19 protein-coding genes are annotated in these 18,327 nt (G+C 66.2%); 6 read left to right on the plus strand and 13 right to left on the minus strand.

Going from position 1 to position 18,327, the window contains the following annotated elements; translation table 11 throughout:
* Positions 1-94: 94 nt before the first annotated feature.
* The gene (locus DVK01_RS05900; protein WP_121535882.1) at positions 95-1,255 is read right to left on the minus strand and encodes a BMP family protein; all 1,161 of its coding nucleotides are present in this window, start codon (positions 1,253-1,255) and stop codon (positions 95-97) included.
* A gap of 157 nt (positions 1,256-1,412) precedes the next feature.
* Here DVK01_RS05900 and DVK01_RS05905 point away from each other — a divergent pair, with 157 nt between their 5' ends.
* Complete coding sequence (locus tag DVK01_RS05905) at positions 1,413-2,606, plus strand: inorganic phosphate transporter (protein WP_064288561.1); 1,194 nt, start codon at positions 1,413-1,415, stop codon at positions 2,604-2,606.
* 38 nt (positions 2,607-2,644) lie between these two features.
* Here the strand turns inward: DVK01_RS05905 and DVK01_RS05910 are convergent, their stop codons facing one another.
* Positions 2,645-3,076, minus strand: a complete 432-nt coding sequence (locus DVK01_RS05910) for a universal stress protein (RefSeq protein ID WP_064288560.1) — start codon at positions 3,074-3,076, stop codon at positions 2,645-2,647.
* A 365-nt stretch (positions 3,077-3,441) separates the two neighbouring features.
* Here DVK01_RS05910 and DVK01_RS05920 point away from each other — a divergent pair, with 365 nt between their 5' ends.
* From DVK01_RS05920 to fer, 3 genes are all read left to right on the plus strand, one after another.
* Entirely contained in the window at positions 3,442-4,050 is a 609-nt protein-coding gene (locus tag DVK01_RS05920; protein WP_101351347.1) for an IMP cyclohydrolase, read from the plus strand.
* Positions 4,051-4,130: 80 nt separating this feature from the next.
* Positions 4,131-4,829: a metallophosphoesterase gene (locus tag DVK01_RS05925; protein ID WP_101351348.1), complete on the plus strand. Its 699-nt coding sequence runs from the start codon at positions 4,131-4,133 to the stop codon at positions 4,827-4,829.
* An 89-nt stretch (positions 4,830-4,918) separates the two neighbouring features.
* Positions 4,919-5,581, plus strand: a complete 663-nt coding sequence (gene fer / locus DVK01_RS05930; protein WP_064288558.1) for a ferredoxin Fer — start codon at positions 4,919-4,921, stop codon at positions 5,579-5,581.
* A 14-nt stretch (positions 5,582-5,595) separates the two neighbouring features.
* Here fer and DVK01_RS05935 read toward each other — a convergent pair whose 3' ends face one another.
* On the minus strand, positions 5,596-6,771 hold the full coding sequence (locus tag DVK01_RS05935; protein WP_101351349.1) for an aspartate kinase: 1,176 nt from the start codon (positions 6,769-6,771) through the stop codon (positions 5,596-5,598).
* A 199-nt stretch (positions 6,772-6,970) separates the two neighbouring features.
* On the opposite strand from DVK01_RS05935, the gene DVK01_RS05940 reads away from it, so the two are divergent.
* Positions 6,971-7,369, plus strand: coding sequence for a hypothetical protein (locus DVK01_RS05940; protein ID WP_101351350.1), 399 nt, complete (start codon positions 6,971-6,973; stop codon positions 7,367-7,369).
* A 29-nt stretch (positions 7,370-7,398) separates the two neighbouring features.
* Here the strand turns inward: DVK01_RS05940 and thrC are convergent, their stop codons facing one another.
* Positions 7,399-8,784, minus strand: a complete 1,386-nt coding sequence (gene thrC, locus DVK01_RS05945) for a threonine synthase (protein WP_101351351.1) — start codon at positions 8,782-8,784, stop codon at positions 7,399-7,401.
* 46 nt (positions 8,785-8,830) lie between these two features.
* Entirely contained in the window at positions 8,831-9,220 is a 390-nt protein-coding gene (locus DVK01_RS05950; protein WP_101351352.1) for a helix-turn-helix domain-containing protein, read from the minus strand.
* A 253-nt stretch (positions 9,221-9,473) separates the two neighbouring features.
* Between DVK01_RS05950 and DVK01_RS05955 the strand changes: the two genes are divergently transcribed.
* Complete coding sequence (locus DVK01_RS05955; RefSeq protein ID WP_101351353.1) at positions 9,474-10,217, plus strand: SDR family oxidoreductase; 744 nt, start codon at positions 9,474-9,476, stop codon at positions 10,215-10,217.
* 179 nt (positions 10,218-10,396) lie between these two features.
* Here the strand turns inward: DVK01_RS05955 and argF are convergent, their stop codons facing one another.
* The 8 genes from argF to argH form a co-directional block, all read right to left on the minus strand.
* On the minus strand, positions 10,397-11,293 hold the full coding sequence (gene argF / locus DVK01_RS05960) for an ornithine carbamoyltransferase (RefSeq protein ID WP_101351354.1): 897 nt from the start codon (positions 11,291-11,293) through the stop codon (positions 10,397-10,399).
* A 1-nt stretch (position 11,294) separates the two neighbouring features.
* The gene (locus DVK01_RS05965) at positions 11,295-12,356 is read right to left on the minus strand and encodes a [LysW]-lysine hydrolase (RefSeq protein ID WP_101351355.1); all 1,062 of its coding nucleotides are present in this window, start codon (positions 12,354-12,356) and stop codon (positions 11,295-11,297) included.
* Positions 12,353-13,480, minus strand: coding sequence for an aspartate aminotransferase family protein (locus DVK01_RS05970; RefSeq protein WP_121535885.1), 1,128 nt, complete (start codon positions 13,478-13,480; stop codon positions 12,353-12,355). Before DVK01_RS05970 ends, DVK01_RS05965 begins: the two co-directional genes overlap by 4 nt.
* Entirely contained in the window at positions 13,477-14,337 is an 861-nt protein-coding gene (locus DVK01_RS05975; protein WP_101351357.1) for an acetylglutamate/acetylaminoadipate kinase, read from the minus strand. The genes DVK01_RS05970 and DVK01_RS05975 overlap by 4 nt, the downstream gene beginning before the upstream one ends.
* 18 nt (positions 14,338-14,355) lie before the next feature.
* The gene (gene argC, locus DVK01_RS05980) at positions 14,356-15,393 is read right to left on the minus strand and encodes an N-acetyl-gamma-glutamyl-phosphate reductase (RefSeq protein WP_101351358.1); all 1,038 of its coding nucleotides are present in this window, start codon (positions 15,391-15,393) and stop codon (positions 14,356-14,358) included.
* Between the two features lie 79 nt (positions 15,394-15,472).
* On the minus strand, positions 15,473-16,387 hold the full coding sequence (lysX, locus tag DVK01_RS05985) for a lysine biosynthesis protein LysX (RefSeq protein WP_101351359.1): 915 nt from the start codon (positions 16,385-16,387) through the stop codon (positions 15,473-15,475).
* Between the two features lie 84 nt (positions 16,388-16,471).
* The gene (lysW, locus tag DVK01_RS05990; protein ID WP_004959888.1) at positions 16,472-16,636 is read right to left on the minus strand and encodes a lysine biosynthesis protein LysW; all 165 of its coding nucleotides are present in this window, start codon (positions 16,634-16,636) and stop codon (positions 16,472-16,474) included.
* 164 nt (positions 16,637-16,800) lie between these two features.
* Positions 16,801-18,327, minus strand: a complete 1,527-nt coding sequence (gene argH, locus DVK01_RS05995) for an argininosuccinate lyase (RefSeq protein ID WP_121535888.1) — start codon at positions 18,325-18,327, stop codon at positions 16,801-16,803.

Here is an 18,327-nt window from a genome sequence, read left to right on the forward strand (position 1 = left end):
GACCGCGAGGACTCATACGGACTGGTGTGGTTTATTTCAGGACAGTGTCAGTCGCAGAGCCTGGCATACCGGCACACTGTGCCACTGATCCGCCTCAGGCGTTTTCGGGGTCGGTCGGCACGCTGATGTCGCCGTCGATGATGCTCTGACGGACTTCCGACACCTCGTCTTTGACGCTCTGTGGGATTTCCGAGCCGAGCTGCTGGCCGTACACCGCTTCGACACCGTTCTGTTCGAGGCCGAGCGTGTTCACACTGCCGCCCTCGAAGTTATCGTTGACGACCGATTCGACCGACGTGTACACCGCGTTGTCGACGCGCTTGACCATGCTCGCGAGGATAACGTCGCTGAAGTTCTCTTTCGTGACCGACTGGTCGCGGTCGACGCCGACTGCGAAGCGCCCGGCCTCCTGGGCCGCACGGAACACGCCAGTCCCGGTGTTACCGGCCGCGTGGTAGACGATATCCGCACCGGAGTTGTACATCGAGAGAGCCGCCTCCTGGCCGCCCGATGGGTCGTTGAAGTCGCCGACGTAGGCTGTCTGGACATCGACATCCTCCTCTGCGTGCTTGACGCCGGCTTTGTAGCCGGCTTCGAAGCGGCCGATGAGGTCACCCTCGACGCCGCCGACGAAGCCGACGCTCGCGGAGTCACTCTGCGTGGAGCCGGCGCCAGCCGAGAAGTCCTGACTGGTCAGCTTCGCAGCCATCAGCCCAATGAGGAACGAGCCCTGATGCTCACCGAAGACGTACGAGCCGACGTTGTCCGATTCGACGACGGAGTCGACGATCATGAAGTTCTGCTCGGGGTACTGTTCGGCGTTCTCCGTGAGGGCGTCCGCCTGCAGGAAGCCGATACAGCAGACGAGGTCGTAATCCGGGTTCGAAGACTGTGCATACTGCTGCTGGAGGCTGCCGAAGTCCTGTACCGCTTCCGGCTGCGACTCGTCGTATTCGATGTTTAGCTCGTCTGCTGCCCGAATAGCACCGGTCTGGGCCTGGTCGTTGAACGACCCGTCGCCGAGTCCGCCTGTCGCGTACACCATTCCGATACGAGCGGCCGGACCACTGTCGCCGCCGTCGCCGCCGTCGCCGCCGTCGCCGCCGTCGCCGCCGTCGCCACCGTCGCCGCCGCCAAGGCAGCCGGCTAACCCGATTGCAGTTGCGGTACCAACACTACTGATGAACGTGCGTCTTCGCTGTGACATGTCCCACCAGCGGTGTCGATAGGCGTTAAAGACTTCGGTGTCGCACATTAGCCACATCGGCGACAAACCATGGCAAGGCGGGCCGGTCACTGTTCGCTGTCGACGCCGCGGACATTTTATGTACTGGGTGTGAACGGCTGGCAATGACAGTCTGGTCGCGTTCACACAGCAACAACTGGCAGGCTCAAGCGGAGTTCAGCACGCGGTGACTACCGTCGTCTTCTGGGCGCTGGTCGTCCTCGCGACAGTCACCGGCCTTGTAACGGCCTGGACACTCGGTGCGAACAGCAACTCACCGCCGTTCGCCCCAGCCATCGGTGCAAACGCCATCTCGACGATGCGCGCCGCCTTCCTGATCGGCATCCTCGCCGCGCTGGGAGCGCTGACACAGGGTGGGAGCATCTCGGAAACAGTCGGGGCCGGTCTCATCGACGGCGTCGCAATCACCTCGCTGGCGGCAGTCGCCGGCCTGCTGACCGCGACTGGGTTCATGGCGTTCGGTATCTACTCGGGCTACCCCGTTCCGGCGGCGTTCGCGACGACGGGCGCGATGGTCGGCGTCGGCCTCTCGCTCGGCGGCGACCCCGTCTTCGACACCTACCGCCGCATCGCCACCTTCTGGCTGCTCGTCCCGCCTGTCTCGGGAAGCCTGGCCTATCTCACCGCGACTGTGTTGCGTCGGGACGACATCCCCGAAACGGTCGGCGTCCCGTTGCTCGCCGGCGTTGTCGGCGGTATCGTCGCCAACGTCCAGTTGAGCATCATCCCGTCGCCTGCCGGCACCGACCAGGGCTCGCTGGCCGGCTTCGCCGCGATGGTCACCGGGACGGATATCGCCGCCGTCGCCGCGACGCTGCTCGTCGCCGCCGGGAGCTTCTACTACATCCGCCTGCAGACGCAGGCCTCCGTCGACAAGGGTATCAAGACGTTTCTCGTCGTTCTCGGCAGCGTCGTCGCCTTCTCCAGTGGCGGCAGTCAGGTCGGCCTCGCGACCGGGCCACTCGAAAACCTCTACGGTACCGAACTCGGCCTCCCCGGGATCGTGTTGCTGGCGCTCGGTTCCGTGGGTATCCTCGGCGGCGCGTGGATGGGTGCCCCCCGCCTGCTACAGGCGACCTCCCGCGAGTACGCACAACTCGGCGTCCGCCGCTCCATTGCGGCGCTGGTCCCCGGCTTCATCATCGCACAGGCCGCCATCGCGCTTGGCATCCCCATCTCGTTCAACAACATCATCATCTCCGGAGTCATCGGCGGCGGCCTCGCCGGCGGCTCCGCCGGGGTCTCGCGCCGGAAGATAGGCGTGACTGTCGGGTTCTGGCTCATCACGCTCGCCACCAGCGTCGTGATCGGCTTCGGCGTGTATCAGGGGCTGGAAGCCGTCCTCGGCAGCCAAGCGTGAGTCGCCGCGTGCTGTCTCCGAGTCGTCGGCGTCGGTGACTATCGGACGACCGTCACTGTCACTGGCGCTTCGCTGACGACCGCCGTCGCGACCGTTCCGAGCAACCGCCGGGCGATCTCGTTTCGCGTTCCACCGTGGCCACCCATTACCACCTGATCCACGTCGACCGCCTCAACGTAGTCCAGAATCGTTTCTGCCGGATCACCTGTCTCGACAGCCGTTTCGATCTGCTGGCCGACCTCGCTGGCCTGCTGTGCCGCCCGGTCGACGAGATTCGTGGCCCGCTCGTCAGCCGCCGCCCGGCGATCCGCGCCCGGTTCGAGCATCCCACCTTCGCTCATTCCCGTGTCGAGCGGCGCAACGACGTTCAGGACTGTAATCCGACAGTCAAACGTCTCCAGCGCGTACGTCAGCGCCTCGTCAGCCAGCGGTGACCCGTCCAGCGGGACGAGGACGTGTGTCGGTGTCATATGTTCTCTCTGGAAGGGAGCTACAAGTAGCCAGGGGCAAGCGAGGCGTTGCTGGTTCCGTCGCCACCAGAGAATAGTCCAGTAACAACGACGCTGTCGCTCACGAGTTGTTCGCCACAGAAATAGTCCATCCTGGATTCGAACCAGGGTCGAAGCCCCCAGAAGGCTTCAGGATTGGCCTCTACCCCAATGGACTGTGCGCACTCTACAGTATCGGGTGCCCCTTTGTAAGCGTTGCGCGATTCGGTCGGACATGAAGCGTGTCAGCAGCCCGCACAATACTATCGGGAAGACAACAGCGTAACGCCTACGCCAGACAGTGAGACATCGACAGCGCTTTTTTCGGGTGCTGTGCACACTCGCATATGTACGTTGGACGATTCGTCGTTGTCAGTCCCGAAGTCGGTGCGTACCGCGTCTCTTCGCGCTCGTTCCCCAACCGCCAGGCAGTCCAGCGCGACGGGACAGTGACCGTCGAGCCGACGCCGGACGCGCCGGAGACGGACAACCCATACATCTCCTACAACGGTGTCCGGGTCACCGAGCGCGGCGCGGTCGTCGGCAACGGCTCCCACGTCGACCCAATCGCCGAAAAGCTCGAACTGGGCTATCCAGCGCGGGACGCCCTTGCTGAACCGCTCCTGTCGCTCGACTTCGAGAAGGACGACTACGACACGCCGCGGGTCGCCGGTATCGTCGGTGTCGACGCGGCGGACCCAACGACGAACGCCGACGGGCCGGGCGCGGTCATCGGGACCGTCCGCCGGGACGCGCTGCTCGTCGAGGAGGTCACCGAACCGACGCTGGTGGCGACCTACGAGGAGAACAGTCCCACGGCGTTCGGCCTGGCCGCCACCGACGCGGACGCGGTGGCCCGCGAAGTGTACGGCCACGAGTACGAACACGCCGTCTGTTCGGCCGGTGTCGCGGGGTCAGCGGGCGAGTTCGACGTGGCAGTGTACAACGGAGAGTGAGGATGGCAGCGAACGCACAGCGGACACAGATGCTGAGCCGGGACCGACACTCAAGACCCCGCAGGGGGTAGACACGAACAATGAAACTCGGGATACTCTCTGATATTCATGGGAATCGGATAGCGCTCGCGGCAGTGCTTGCAGATATGCCGCCGGTTGACGGGCTAGTCTGTGCGGGCGATGTCGTCGGTTACAATCCCTGGCACGCCGACTGTGTCGACGCGATGCGCGGGCACACCGACGCGCTCCCTGCAGACGCTCCCTGGCCGACCGAAGCGGTCCCGACGGTGATGGGCAACCACGACCGTGCCGTCGCCGCCGAGACGCCGTTCGCGTTCAACGGGATGGCCCAGGCCGGCGTCGAACACGCCACGGAACAGTTGTCCGACGAGCAGATAGAGTGGCTGGCGGCACTGCCCGACGAGCGACTGGTGTGTGACGAGCGGGTGAAGCTCGTCCACGGCCACCCGGACGACCCGGACCACTACACATACCCCGAGGAGTTCGGGCCGGACCTGCTGGGTGACGAGGACGTGCTCGTGATGGGACACACGCACCATCAGCACCACGAAGTGTACGAGGACGGTGTCGTGCTGAACCCTGGCAGCGTGGGCCAGCCTCGCGACAGGGACCACCGGGCCGCCTACGCTGTGCTTGACCTCGCGGACCTGACTATCGAGGAGCACCGCGTGGCCTACGACACGAGCGCGGTTATCGATGCGGTTACCGACGCTGACCTGCCGCGGCAAATCGGTTTCCGGTTGACACAGGGCCGGTAGCCCGGGAACAGCACGTCGGCTGTCGTCGGTAGCCTGCAGATACTGCAGCGGGAGGAGGGGATTTATGTCCGTGACCGCTACTGTGTTGCGTGGCGTCTCCATTCGAGGTCCTCGGAATCACGCCGGACGCCGACGACGGGGAGATCGTCGACGCGTACCGCGAGCGGGTAAAAGAGGCACACCCGGATCAGGGCGGATCGGCGGCCGAGTTCCAGGCAGTCAAGACAGCCTACGAGCGACTGCAGAACGGGTACGAGCCCGGAGACCCCCTGCCCGACGAGGCGTCAGAGTCCGAATCCGAGGCCGAGGAGGCCCCGCCGGAACCGGACGACCCGATGGTAGAATTTCTCAATTTCGAGGTGCTCGAAGACCACGGCTGGGCACTGGAAGACGAGGACCTGTTCGCGAAAGCCGCCGACGCGAACCTGCAGTCGACTGATTTCGGGCGGTTCTACGTCGACCCGAACGACACGCTGCTTGAAGCGGCCGAAAAGAACGGCTTCGCGTGGCCGTTTGCCTGCCGTGGCGGCGCGTGCACGAACTGCGCGGTGGCAGTCGTCGAAGGCGAGATGCCGTCGCCGGCGAGCCACATTCTCCCGCCGGACCTCACCGAAAAGGGGATTCGCCTGTCGTGTATCGCCGCACCGGTGTCTGACGACGCGAAGATCGTCTACAACCTGAAACACCTCCCCGAAGTGAGCGAACTGTTGCTGCCCGCGAGCCGGTTCGAGCAGGCCTCCTCAACCGATTAAAAAGAATTCAGCGGTCAGAACACGTCCTGTACGAGCGAGAGGGCCTGTTCACGGTCCTCCCACGGAACGAACACGGAGACCGATGTTGCAGACGTAATCACGTCGTAGAGATGGATGTGCGCGTCGGCAAGCGGTGCGACGACCTGGTGAGCCAGCGCCGACTGGCTGGGGTCGCCGCCGGTGACGCGGATGACGGCGATATCGTCCTCGACAGTGACTGACGAGAGCGTCTCGTCGTCGACGATACGGGCGTGCAGCAGTGCTTCGGCCTCCTCGGCGTCGTCTTCGTCGACGTAGAACGTCAACGAGTCCATGCCCGAGGAATTGGCCTCGATGTTGATCTCCTCGTCAGCGATAGCGCCCGACAGGTCCGCGAGGATGCCCGGGCTGTTCCGGATAGCGCGACCGGCGACGGTCACGCAGGCGATTGGCTGTTCCTGCAGGTCGATCAGGTTCTGGAACTCGCCTTCTATTGAGGTGCCGCCGGAGAGCAGGTCGCCGTGCTGGTAGTGGACGACGCGAACACCGAGGTCGTCGCTCTTGTACGACAGCGCCGACGGCGCGACCACCTCGGCTCCGCGGAACGACAGCGAACGGAGTTCGTCGACGGATATTTTGCCGACGTTCCGAGCACCCTCGACGACCCGTGGGTCCCCGGTCATGACGCCCTCGACGTCGGTGACGATGACGACTTCGTCGGCGTCCATGTAGTCGCCCATCATCACGGCGCTCGTATCGGAGCCGCCACGGCCAAGCGTCGTCACGTTGCCTTGGTAGTCCTGTGCGAGGAAGCCGGTGATGACCGGGACGACGTCCTTGAGCTGGCCGGCCAGCGCGTGGGCGCGCTTCTGTGTCTCCTCGACGTCGACCTCGCCGTACTCGTCGGTGATGATCGGCCAGTCCTCGCTGCCGGGTTCGAGGAAGACCGCCTCGATGCCCCGGGCTGCGAGCGCGCCCTTGAGCATGCGGACGGAGGTCCGTTCGCCCATCGAGACGATTTCCGCGCGGTCCGCGGAGTCGGCGTCGTAGTTGATCTCATCGAGCAACTCGTCGGTCGTGTTGCCCATCGCCGAGGCGACGACCGCGACCTCGTGGCCCTGCTGGACGGCAGCGGCAATCGAGTCCGCGGCCCGGTTGATTCGGTCGCCGCTACCGAGACTCGTCCCACCGAACTTGGCGACTACGCGCATGCTACCACCGTGCCCGTGTGTACGTGAACCATTGCCCTCGCGTTATCCGTCGCTCGGGATAACTGTGTTCATCTGTGACCGCGTCTCACTGTCGACAGCGGCATAGATTCCGTCGTGCGAAGCCCTGTTGGCGCGAAGGCGGGGACAGTCCGGAGCGTCCGACACACCGTTTATTTGCGTGGGGTTCCCACGCACATGTATGGATATCCGCGACGCTATCGAAGACGACGCCGAACGACTGGCCGCCCTCGCTGACGGGCCGCCGGACGTGATGCGAAACCTCGTCCACGACCGTACCGTCCGCGTGGCCGAGGAAGACGACACCATTGTTGGGTTCGTGAGTTTTGACGCCGAGCGTGGGACCGTCCACGTGACGCAACTGGCCGGGTCAGGCAACGCCTGTGAGAAGCTCCTGACAGACCCGATTGAGTTCGCACGTCGAGAACACATGACCGTCGAACTCCTGCTCCCGGAAGACGAATCCGAAGTCCGAGCCGCCGTCGAGGCCGTCGGGTTCGCCTCGACCGGAAACGGTCCCCGGTTCGATGGGCAGGCGACGACACGCTACCGGCTGGAGCCAGAACGGGCGGAGCACTGACCGAGTCGAGACGTCTCGTCGCCGTCCTTCTACGAACGGAATTTGCGGTAGAGATACGCGATGCCGAAACCGCCGGCGACCAGTGCCGGGACCAGCGGCGCGTCGGCGGCCTTCGACACCTGTCGCCGAACCGTTCCGGTGACCGACGACGGTTCTTCGATGAGGTCCAGCACGGCCTCAGTGCTGTTTGCGACCGGCTCCGGCTCGTTCCCGGCTTCGGCGGCTGCCTCGGGGTCTTTGAGGAGATGGCCCGTGGTCAGGCAGACGACCGACTCGTCGCTGTCGACCTCGCCCTCCTCGCGGAGTTTCCGGAGACCGGCGACGGATGCCGCAGAAGCCGGTTCGACGCCGACGCCTTCCCCGGCGATGTCGCGCTGCGCTTCAGTAATTTCCTCGTCGGAGACGGCCACCGCAGTACCGCCGGTCTCCCGGATGCCCGGCAGCGCCTTCGGCGCGTTGACCGGGTTGCCGATGCGGATGGCGGTCGCGCGGGTCTCGACGTCGTCCCAGCGGCGGGTGTCCTCGTACCCCTCCTCGATGGCTTCGACCATCGGAGCGGCCCCCTCGGCCTGGACGCCGGTGAGTTTGGGCACCTGGTCTTCGGTTATCGCGCCGGCCTCGACGAGTTCGCGGAAGCACTTGTACAGCGCCGCGGTGTTGCCGGCGTTGCCGACCGGCAGGACGATGCGGTCCGGGTACTCGCCGTGGTCGGCGTAGAACTCCTCCATGATTTCCAGCCCGATGGTCTTCTGACCCTCCAGTCGGAACGGGTTCAGCGAGTTCAGCAGGTAGGCCTCGCCGCGGGCGGCGAGGTCCTGCACGATGTCGAGACACTCGTCGAAGTTGCCGTCGACTTCGAGAATCCGGGCGCGGTGGAGGCTCGCCTGCGCGATCTTGCCGGCCGCGACCTTCCCTTCGGGCAGGAGCACGAGCGTCTCCATGCCGCCGCGTGCGCCGTAGGCCGCAAGCGCCGCGGAGGTGTTGCCGGTCGAGGCACAGGCCAGTCGGTCGACACCGACCTCCTGAGCGACCCGGACACCGACGGTCATGCCGCGGTCCTTGAACGAGCCGGTGGGATTCATCCCCTCGTGTTTCACGCGGAGCGCGTCGACGCCGATGTCGTCTTTCAGGCGGGGCATCTCGTGCAGCGGCGTGTTGCCCTCGGGGAGCGTGACGCCTTCCTCGAAGGGCAGGGCGGCGTTGTACCGCCAGACCCCCGAGCCCTCGAACTCGTCGAAGGTCGGCAGATCGTCGTAGCGGACCTCAAGCAGGCCATCACAGTCGTCGCAGGTGTAGCGAATCGCGTCGAACGGAGCGAACGTCTCACCACACTCGATGCAGGCCAGCCAGACGCCGTCGTCGGCAACCGGCGGCACGTCGTCGGTGAGTTGCAGGTCAGCCATTGTCGGGACCATGCTCCCAGTATGCAAAAGTCGGACGGTTGCCGGCCGTACGCCCGACTCACTCGCCGGGGCTGGCGTCGAACTCGTCGATGCGGTGGTGGACCGCGGCGGTCCACTCCTCAAGCGTCTCGTGCATCAGTTCGCGGGCCTCCGACAGCGGTGTCGCGGTGTACTGGTACACGTGGCCACCGCCGTCGAGGAGGCGTCGTTTCCGCGTCGCAAGCCCCTTCTCGCGGAGCGTCGACAGCGACCGGTTGACGTTCGAGCGGTCCCGGCCGAGTTCGTCAGCGAGTTCCTCGACAGTGCTTGCTGGTGCCTCAAGCAATGTCTGATACGTCCGTACCTCGTGTTCCTGAACACCGAAGACTGAGGCCATCACATCCGAAAGCTTCGGTTCGTCGTCGACCATCAGCTCGTGGGACTGGTCCGGAGAGGGGTTGACAGACATACCAGGCTGTACTGTGTGGACTCGGATAAACAGGGCCGTTACCTCGACCTCACCGGCCCGGAACCGGCGCTGAGCGGACGCGGAGCGGGCGGTCGGGTCACCAGCAGTCCTGTGTGAAACGTTGCCAACCAAACCGAAAAGGGTAGTGTTTCGGGTGGAAAACTGCCCCGGAACGGTCGTCGACACCGCCGGGCCAACCGCCACTCCCACTCGGGGCCCAAACGCTAACCACGAGACGCCCGTGGGTCTGACCATGGGTTCGGGACCACTCTCAGAGACAGCCACACTCGTTACCGGAGCGAGTTCGGGTATCGGCGCGGCAACCGCTCGGAAGTTGGCACGCGACGGAGCCGACGTAGCACTGGTCGCCCGCCGGGAAGACCGCCTCACTGAACTGGCCGACGAAATCACCGCCGAGCACACCGTCGACACCCAAGTGGTGCCGGCCGATGTTAGCGACCGGACGCAGGTCACGGCCGCTGTCGAGTCCACCGTCGACACGCTCGGCTCGCTCGACGGCGTCGTCGTCAACGCCGGAGTCGGCCGCGGCTCAGACGTGGAGACGCTGTCCGACGAGCAGTACCGGACGATGATGGAGGTCAACGTCGACGGCGCGTTCTACACCGCCCGCGAGTCGCTGCCGCATCTCCGTGCTGGGGCAGGGTCACTCGTGTTCGTCGGGAGCTTCGCCGGCCAGTATCCCCGGCCGTTCAATCCTGTCTACGCCGCGACGAAGTGGTGGCTCCGCGGGTTCGCCCACAGCCTCGCCGGGCAGGTCGGCGACGACGATATCGGCGTCACCGTGGTCAACCCTTCAGAAGTCCGGTCTGAGTTCGGCTCCGAGGACGGAACCTCGTTCAACGAGCGGTTCGAACCGGGTGAGGTGACCGAACCAGAGGAGGTAGCCGACGCTATCGCCTTCGCTATGCGACAGGAGCCACCGACGACGATAAACAGCATCGACGTGTTCCGACGGGACAAATTTAGTCACTTTTAGCCCACCACCTTTTTCAGCGTCGGGTTCGCGCGAAGCGCTCCTCGAAAAACGTGGGCGAAAAAGGCGCGAATCGCTCTGCGATTCGCGTGAAACCGCGCGCCGACGGCGCGCGGTACAGCGGGCTCGCCACAGACCGCCTCCGCCCGGCTAACCGTTCTAAATGTTCGGGCCGACCGGTTCTACGCCTGCTCAGACAGCCACACGAGTAGCCCTTTCTGGGCGTGCAGCCGGTTCTCCGCCTGGTTCCAGACGACGGCGTTCTCCGACTCGATGGCGTCGTCGGTGACTTCCTCGCCGCGGTGGGCGGGGAGGCAGTGCATGAACGGGCGGTCTCCGAGCAGGTCCCTCGTAATCTGGAACCCCTCGAAGTCCGCCAGTTTCTGCTCGCGTTTGTCCTCCTGGCCCATGCTGACCCACACGTCAGAGTACACCACGTCAGCGTCAGCGACGGCCGCTTCGGGGTCGTGGGTGGTCTCGGGCGCGTTGCCGAAGGCGGCGGCGCGGTCGGCCACGTCGTCGGCGATGCCGTAACCCTCCGGCGTGGCGACGGTCAGGTCCAGCCCGACCATCGCCGCGCCGATGACGAACGACTGGCAGACGTTGTTGCCGTCGCCGACCCACGCCACGGACACGTCCTCGAAGTCGCCGAACTCCTCGCGGACGGTCAGCAGGTCGGCCAGCGTCTGGCAGGGGTGGGCGTCGTCGGTCAGGCCGTTGATGACTGGCACGTCGGCGTACGCGGCCAGTTCCTCCGCGTCGGCGTGGTCGAACACGCGGGCCATGATGAAATCGACGTAGCGGCCGAGCGCGCGGGCGGTGTCCTTGACCGGTTCGCCGTGGCCCAGGTGGATGTCGTCGGGGCCGAGAAAGACGGCATGGCCGCCCAGTTGCGTCATGCCCGTCTCGAAGGAGACCCGGGTCCGCGTCGAGGGTTTCTCGAATATCATCCCGAGCGTCTGCTGGTCAAGCAGGTCACTCGTGCTTCCCTCGCCGTGGTCGGCTTTGATGGCCGCGGCGCGGTCGAGGACGGTGGCCAGTTCGTCGGTCGTGAGGTCATCGACGTCGAGTATATCCATGTCAGTCCTCCAGCATGCGTTCGGTCGCGGTTTCGAGCACTGCAACGGAGCGGTCGTACTCGTCGAGCGGGAGGTGCTCGTTCGGCGCGTGGTCCAGATCAGAGTCGCCGGGTCCGTAGGTCACCATCGGACAGTCCCACGCCTTCGCGTAGACGTTCATGTCGCTGGTGCCGGTCTTGCGAAGTAGTGTGGGCTCGCCACCCTGCTGCCGAATCGCGGCCCGGAACGCCCGGGCGGCGCTGGTTCGGGGGCTCTGCATCACCGGCTCGACCTTGTCGTCCCAGTTGACCGTGCCGTTCTCCAGAAATCCGTCGGCGATTTCGCGGATCTCGCTGGTACTGTACTCCGGCGGGACCCGCAACTGGACGTCCATCGTCGCCTCGACGCTCAGCCCGTCGGTCGACGTGCCGCCCTTGAACTCGACCGGCTTGCAGGTGACGCGCTCGAAGACGGGGTGCCACTCGTCTTTGGCGAACTCGTCTTCGACAGCGGTCCACCAGTCGATGGCGTCCTGAATGGCGTTGTTCTCCGGGCGCGAGGAGTGGCCGGACTCGCTCGTCGCGACGTAGGTCCCGGCCAGCAGACCGCGGTATCCCAGCGTGATGCCCTCCCAGCCGGACGGCTCGCCGTTAATGACGGCCCCCGGTGCCGACTCGCGGTCCTCGACGAGGAACCGGGCACCGGTCGAGTCGACCTCCTCACCGACGACGCCGACGAAGGAGGCCCCGGTGCGGACGGCCGCGACGGCCATCGCACACAGCGGCCCCTTCGCGTCGACGCTACCGCGGCCCCACAGCACGTCGCCCTCGTCGGTCTCCTCGACGCGGACCGGGATGTCGCCCGGCACGGTGTCGATGTGGGAGGTGAGGAGGACGCTGTCGTCGGCGGGCGCGCGGACGTTGCCGACCTCGTCGAGCCACGCCTCGCGGTCGTGGGACTCGAAGAACTCGACGAGTCGCTCGGCCGCCTCCGCCTCGTTCCGCGAAACCGATGGGATACGGACAACTGCTTCGAGTAGGTCGCGGGCCTCTGTGTCGGCCTCGCGCGTCGCGGCTTCGCTCATCCCACCACCTCCGCCATCGCGTCGACGACGGCGTCGGCGTGGGCCTCGTCGATGGTCAGCGGCGGGAGCAGGCGGACCACGGTGCGGCCGGCCGGCAGCGCGAGCACCTGGTGGTTCAGGGCGAGCTTCTTCAGCGCCGCGTTCGCGCCGCGGCCGACCTCGACGCCTATCATCAGGCCCTCGCCGCGGATGTCCCGCACGTCGTCGCCGATGGTCGCTTCCAGTTCAGTCAGGAGGTAGTCGCCCATCACGGCGGCGTTACCCGGCACAGAGTCCTCAATGATAGTCGAAACGGTCGCGCCGGCAGCGGCGGAGATGACCGGCCCGCCGGAGAACGTCGAGGCGTGGGAGCCGTAGTTCTCGGCGATCCAGTCCCGACACAGCGTCGCACCGATGGGGAGGCCGTTTCCGAGGCCCTTCGCCGCGGTTATCATGTCCGGCGCGACGGCGGCCCGCTGGGAGTTCCACAGCGCGCCGGTCCGTCCCATACCGGTCTGGACCTCGTCGAAGATGAGCGCCGCCCCGGCGTCCTCGGTAATCTCCCGGGCAGCTTCGAGGTAGCCGTCGGAGGTGGGGTTGATGCCGCCCTCGCCCTGGACCGGTTCGACGATGAACGCGGCGGTGTCCTCGTCGACGGCCTCGGCCAGCGCCTCGCTGTCGTCGTAGGGGACGAACTCCACGTCGCCGATGAGCGGCTCGTAGGGCTTCTTGTACTTGTCCTTCCAGGTCGTCGCCAGCGCGCCCATCGTCCGGCCGTGGAAGCCCTGCATCGTCGCGACGATTTTGGAGTTCCCCGTGGCCGAGCGGGCGAACTTCAGCGCCGCCTCGTTGGCCTCGGTCCCGGAGTTACAGAGCCAGGTCTTGTCGATGGGGTCCGGCGCGGTGTCGGCGAGCAGGTCGTACAACGCCGTCCGCTCGGCGTTCGGGTACGACGCCTGGACGTACGTTATCTTCTCTAGCTGCTCGCTGACGGCGCTCTGGACCGCCGGGTGCTTGTGTCCCAGCGGGACACAGGCGTAGGACGCGCCCATGTCTAGGTACTCTGTGCCGCTGTCGTCGTAGACGTAGGCACCGTCGCCGCGTTCGATCTGGATGGGTTTCTCGTTGAAGACGAATCCGCTCATTGTTCCTCCGTCGCTGTCTGGTCTGTGTCCTGTTCGAGTGCGCTCGCGTAAACGTGGGTGCCGCCGCCGTCAAGCGCCGAGTGAATCGGTGACTCGGCGTTGGCGTCAGCCACGACCGCCTCGGTCGCGCCGCCGTCGAGGGCCTCCTCGACGGCCATTATCTTCCGGCCCATGAAGCCCTCGGCCGCGTCTTCGAGGGCGTCCCAGTCGGCCGCCGTCTCGACCGATTCGATTAGCGTCGACGGGTCGTCGGGGTCCGCGTAGACGCCCTCAACGTCGGTCAGGAGTACCAGCGTCGCGTCGAGTTCGCCGGCAATCGCCGCGGCCGAGCGGTCGGCGTCGGTGTTGACAGGAATGATTTCGTCATCGTCTTTGCCGGCCATCGGCGGAGCCGCGACGGGCGTGTATCCGTCGTCGAGCAGCGTCTCCAGCAGGTCGCCGTTGACCTGCTTGATCGTGCCCGAGTGGTCGCCACGGCGGATTTTCTTCGTGCCGTCCTCGACGACCCGCACCGCGGACTTGCGCGGTCCGTAGAGCAGTTTGCCGTCGACGCCGTTGAGACCGACCGCGTCGACGCCCTCGCTCTGGAGCCCGGCGACGAGCTGGGTGTTGAGGTGACCGAAGGCCATCTCGAACACCTCCATCGTGGTCTCGTCGGTGAACCGGCCGACGACGCCCGACGGCGTCTCGACGTACTCCGGTTCGACGCCGAGCCGTTCGAGCGTCTTGTCGACTTTGGTTGAGCCGCCGTGAACCACGACGACCCGCTCCCCGTCGGCCACTAACGATGCCACGTCCGCAAGCGCCCCCGCGGGGTCGACCGCGCGAGCGCCACCGACTTTGATAACGACTGTCATAGAAAATCACTCCAGGGGTTACGGTGCGCCGACGGGGTGGAGCCCCTGGAACTCCAGGCCCGCCGTCTCTTCGATGCCGAGGGCGACGTTGGCCGCGTGAACGGCCTGTCCCGCCGATCCCTTCATCATGTTGTCGATGGCCGAGAACACGACCAGTCGCTTGTTGCCGGGGTCGAGTTCGAAGCCGACCTCGGCGCGGTTCGTGCCCGCGACCGACTTGGGTTCGGGGTAACGGTAGACGCCGCCACCGCCGGCGACGAGTTCGACGAACGGTTCGTCCTCGTACTCGCCGCGGTAGGCTCCCCAGAGGTCGCCCTTCGAGACGGGGCCCTCGGGGAAGACGTGACAGGTCGCGCTCGCGCCACGAATCATGTCCACCGCGTGGACGGTGAAGGACACGTCGATGCCGAGGAACTGCTGAATCTCGGCCTCGTGGCGGTGGCCCGTGGGCGCGTACGGGCGGACGACGCCCGAGCGCTCCGGGTGCGAGGAGGCCTCGCCGCCGCCGGCCCCGCCCTCGCTGGAGCCGACCTTCACGTCGACGACGACCTGCTCGTCGCCGCTCAGGATGTCGGCCTCGAACAGCGGGAGCAGGCCAAGAATCGTCGCCGTGGCGTTACAGCCGCCGGAGGCGATGAGGTCCGCGCCGTCGAGGTTCTCGCGGTTGAGCTCCGGCAGCGCGTACTCGCTCTCTTCGAGCAGGTCCGGGCGCGTGTGCCCGTCGTACCACTCGTCGTACTGGGCCTCGGAGTTGAGCCGGAAGTCCGCCGAGAGGTCGACGACCGTGCCGGCGGCCTCCTGGAAGCGGTCTATCTGCTCCATCGAGACGCCGTGGGGCGTCGCGGCGAACAGCACGTCCACCGACTCCAGGTCCTCCGGCGAGGAAAAGCGCAGGTCCGAGTGCCGGAGGTTCGGATGGGAGTGGCCAACGGTCTTGTTCTCCTTCGAGCGGCTTGTCGCCTGGGCCAGTTCGAACTCGGGGTGGCCATCGAGCAGGCGGAGCAGTTCCCCGCCCGTGAAGCCGGAGCCGCCGACGACGCTTGCCGTGTAGGTCACGCGAGCCACCTCCAGTGGCGAGCGTGATGTCGCTGGTCGCAGCCCGCGGTGCGAAGCGAGCTGGAACGTCCAGCGGAAGTCATGCCGTCACCTCGGCGTCAGCCTCGGTCGCCGCCTTGGTTTCGAGCCAGTCGACGACCTTCGCGGGCACGTCCACGTCCGTGACCTCGTTCAGCGCCTTGAACTCGACTGTGTGGTTCACCTCGTGGACGGTGTAGTCGTCGAACTCGCGCGCTCGCGGCTGGTCGGCCTCGCTCTCCGCTACCCCGACCTCCATCAGGTCGATACCCAGCAGGCCGCCACCGACGGCGTCGGAGGCCTTCTCGACCAGTTCCAGCGCGCGGTCGTCCAGTTCGAACTCGGCGGTCTCTGCGCCCTTGGCGGCGTTGGTGAGCCAGTGGTCCGAGGAGCGGACCATCGCCGCGATGGGCTCGCCGTCGACGGCCAGCACGCGCATGTCGCGGCCGGGCTTTTCGACGAACTCCTGCACGTAGAATATCTTGTGCTCGTAGTGGCCGAGCGTCTCCTTGTGTTCGAGGATGGCCTCGGCGGCCGAGCGCGAGTCGATCTTCGCCATCAGGCGGCCCCAGGAGCCGACGACCGGCTTGAGGACGCAGGGGTAGCCGAACTTCTCGATTGACTCCAGCGCGGCGTCCTTGGTAAAGGCCACGTCGGTGTTGGGCGTCGGCACGCCCGCGGCCTCCAGCGCGAGGCTGTTGTTGACCTTGTCCGCACATGTGTCGGCGACCTCGGGGCCGTTGACGACCGGCACGCCGTAGGCCTGTGCGAACTTCGTCGCGTACACGCTGCGGCTGGTCGCCAGACAGCGGTCGACGACGATGTCCAGATCCTCGAAGGCCTCGGGGGCCTCGTGGATGTTGAACTGCTGTTTGCGAACGTCTATCTTCTCGATTTCGTGGTCGCGCTCGCGCAGTTCCGACAGGAGCAACTTCTCGTCCCGGCGGATACGCGAGTAGAGGAGTCCGACTTTCATACTGAGTCCTCCGTGGGTTCGCGGCTCGCGGCGTCGAGCGCCACGGTCACGTACGGCGTCGAGCGCCGCGCCACCGCGAACACCTCACTCACCCCAGTCCTCTTCGAGCTCGGGTGCGCTGTCGAGCTCGACGGGGTCGGCGCCGACGACTTCCAGTTCGGCACCGCAGGTGGCACAGTCAACGATCTCTCCGACTTCGAGGTTGTCGTGCAGGGACACGTCCGCCCCACACTCGATGCATTCTGCCATTGTAGTTCATCCTGTGACAGGGACACACTTAAAGCCTTCGAACATATCAGAATATTGAATTAGACATACCACGCTCTAATGGTATCAAAGCCCCATATCCGCCACGTCTCTGAGTTGTATATCAGAATTATGGTATAATTGTCCCACGAGGGGACGGTGGTCGCTCAGACATATCGGTCCACCTCCGTCTGGCGGCGGTCAGCCGCCTGTGAAACCGCCTGCCGGCGGGCAGTCAGTGCCTCGCTGTCGGCGGCGAGAGCGTCCTCAGCCACCGACACCTGCTCGACAACGGCGTCGGGATCCGGCCCGCCGCGAGAGTCCCGCATGGCGACACTTTCGGCGGGGTCGAGTGCGGCCACCAGCGCGTCGCGGTCAACGTAGGCTGACAGCGGCTCGCCCAGCACGTCCTCGGCGACGGCCGACAGCGCCGTGTAGTCGGGCGCGTCCTCGTCGGCCGCCAGCCCCGCCGCGGCCTCGGCGACGACCTCGTGGGCCGTCCTGAAAGGGACGCCGGCCATCGCCAGCAGGTCGGCCACGCCGGTCGCGGTGGCGAACCCGTCGGTGGCCGCAGCTACGAGGGTCTCGGCGGGCCAGTCGGCGGTCGCGACCGCGCCAGCGGCGACTTCCACACTCTCGGTGACGCTGTCGATGGCGTCCCAGGCGTGGCGGCCGGCACGCTGGAGGTCGCGGTTGTAGGCGCGAGGCTGGCCCTTGAGGTTGGTCAGCAGGCCGTTCAGCCCGGCGACGGCGTCGCCTGTGCGCCCGCGGACCAGTTCCAGTGTGTCGGGGTTCTTCTTCTGGGGCATGATCGAGGAGGTCGAGGCGTAGTCGTCGTCGAGGTCGACGTGGCCCTTGCTCGCCATCACGACCACGTCCTCGGCTAGCCCCGATAGGGTCGTCGCCAGCGTGGCGACGGCGCTGGTCGTCTCGACGAGGAAATCACGCGTCGCCGAGGCGTCCATCGAGTTCTCTGCGACGCCCTCGAACCCGAGGAGTGCAGCGGTACGCTCACGGTCCACGTCGAAGGGTGTCCCCGCAAAGGCGGCCGACCCCAGCGGGTTCTGGTTGACCCGCTTGTATGCATCCAGCAGCCGCGCGGTATCGCGCTGGAGTGCCTGTTCGTAGGACAGGACCCAGTGAGCGACTGTCGTCGGCTGCGCGGGCTGGAGATGCGTGTAGCCCGGCATCACCGTCTCGCGCTCGGCGCGAGCCACCTCGATGAGTTGCTCGCGGGCCCCGATAACGGTCTCCATGAGGTCCAAAATGTCCGCGCGCAGGCGGTAACGGATGCAAGCCGCCACCTCGTCGTTGCGCGAGCGAGCGGTGTGCATCTTCCCGCCCGACTGCCCGACGCGGTCGATGACGGCGCTCTCGATTGCCTCGTGGACATCCTCGCCGTCAGGCAGCGCACCGTGGCCGGCGTCCTCCACGTCCGCCAGCGCGGCCAGCACCTCGCCGGCCGTCTCGCGGTCGATGATCTCCTGTTCGGCCAGCATCACGACGTGGGCGCGGTCAACCGCGAGGTCGGCCGCGAAGATACGCTCGTCGTCCGACAGCGAGGAGAGGAACGACCGTGCCGGCCCGCCAGCGAAGCGGTCGCGGCGGACGACCGTCTCATCGCCGCCGTCCGCGTCTGCCGCGGCATCGCCGCGGTCCGCGTCCGCTGTCTCGTGGTCCTCGCCGTCGCTCAT

The organism is Haloarcula sp. Atlit-120R, from assembly GCF_003665885.1.
Taxonomy (GTDB): Archaea; Halobacteriota; Halobacteria; order Halobacteriales; family Haloarculaceae; genus Haloarcula; species Haloarcula taiwanensis.

What these genes read in the sequence shown, in the direction of transcription:
- DVK01_RS05900 (WP_121535882.1), bottom strand. Translation starts at nt 1,255, where the DNA reads ATGTGCGACACCGAAGTCTTTAACGCCTATCGACACCGCTGGTGGGAC.
- DVK01_RS05910 (WP_064288560.1), bottom strand. Translation starts at nt 3,076, where the DNA reads ATGACACCGACACACGTCCTCGTCCCGCTGGACGGGTCACCGCTGGCT.
- DVK01_RS05920 (WP_101351347.1), top strand. Translation starts at nt 3,442, where the DNA reads ATGTACGTTGGACGATTCGTCGTTGTCAGTCCCGAAGTCGGTGCGTAC.
- DVK01_RS05925 (WP_101351348.1), top strand. Translation starts at nt 4,131, where the DNA reads ATGAAACTCGGGATACTCTCTGATATTCATGGGAATCGGATAGCGCTC.
- DVK01_RS05935 (WP_101351349.1), bottom strand. Translation starts at nt 6,771, where the DNA reads ATGCGCGTAGTCGCCAAGTTCGGTGGGACGAGTCTCGGTAGCGGCGAC.
- DVK01_RS05940 (WP_101351350.1), top strand. Translation starts at nt 6,971, where the DNA reads ATGGATATCCGCGACGCTATCGAAGACGACGCCGAACGACTGGCCGCC.
- thrC (WP_101351351.1), bottom strand. Translation starts at nt 8,784, where the DNA reads ATGGTCCCGACAATGGCTGACCTGCAACTCACCGACGACGTGCCGCCG.
- DVK01_RS05950 (WP_101351352.1), bottom strand. Translation starts at nt 9,220, where the DNA reads ATGTCTGTCAACCCCTCTCCGGACCAGTCCCACGAGCTGATGGTCGAC.
- DVK01_RS05955 (WP_101351353.1), top strand. Translation starts at nt 9,474, where the DNA reads ATGGGTTCGGGACCACTCTCAGAGACAGCCACACTCGTTACCGGAGCG.
- argF (WP_101351354.1), bottom strand. Translation starts at nt 11,293, where the DNA reads ATGGATATACTCGACGTCGATGACCTCACGACCGACGAACTGGCCACC.
- DVK01_RS05965 (WP_101351355.1), bottom strand. Translation starts at nt 12,356, where the DNA reads ATGAGCGAAGCCGCGACGCGCGAGGCCGACACAGAGGCCCGCGACCTA.
- DVK01_RS05970 (WP_121535885.1), bottom strand. Translation starts at nt 13,480, where the DNA reads ATGAGCGGATTCGTCTTCAACGAGAAACCCATCCAGATCGAACGCGGC.
- DVK01_RS05975 (WP_101351357.1), bottom strand. Translation starts at nt 14,337, where the DNA reads ATGACAGTCGTTATCAAAGTCGGTGGCGCTCGCGCGGTCGACCCCGCG.
- lysX (WP_101351359.1), bottom strand. Translation starts at nt 16,387, where the DNA reads ATGAAAGTCGGACTCCTCTACTCGCGTATCCGCCGGGACGAGAAGTTG.
- lysW (WP_004959888.1), bottom strand. Translation starts at nt 16,636, where the DNA reads ATGGCAGAATGCATCGAGTGTGGGGCGGACGTGTCCCTGCACGACAAC.
- argH (WP_121535888.1), bottom strand. Translation starts at nt 18,327, where the DNA reads ATGAGCGACGGCGAGGACCACGAGACAGCGGACGCGGACCGCGGCGAT.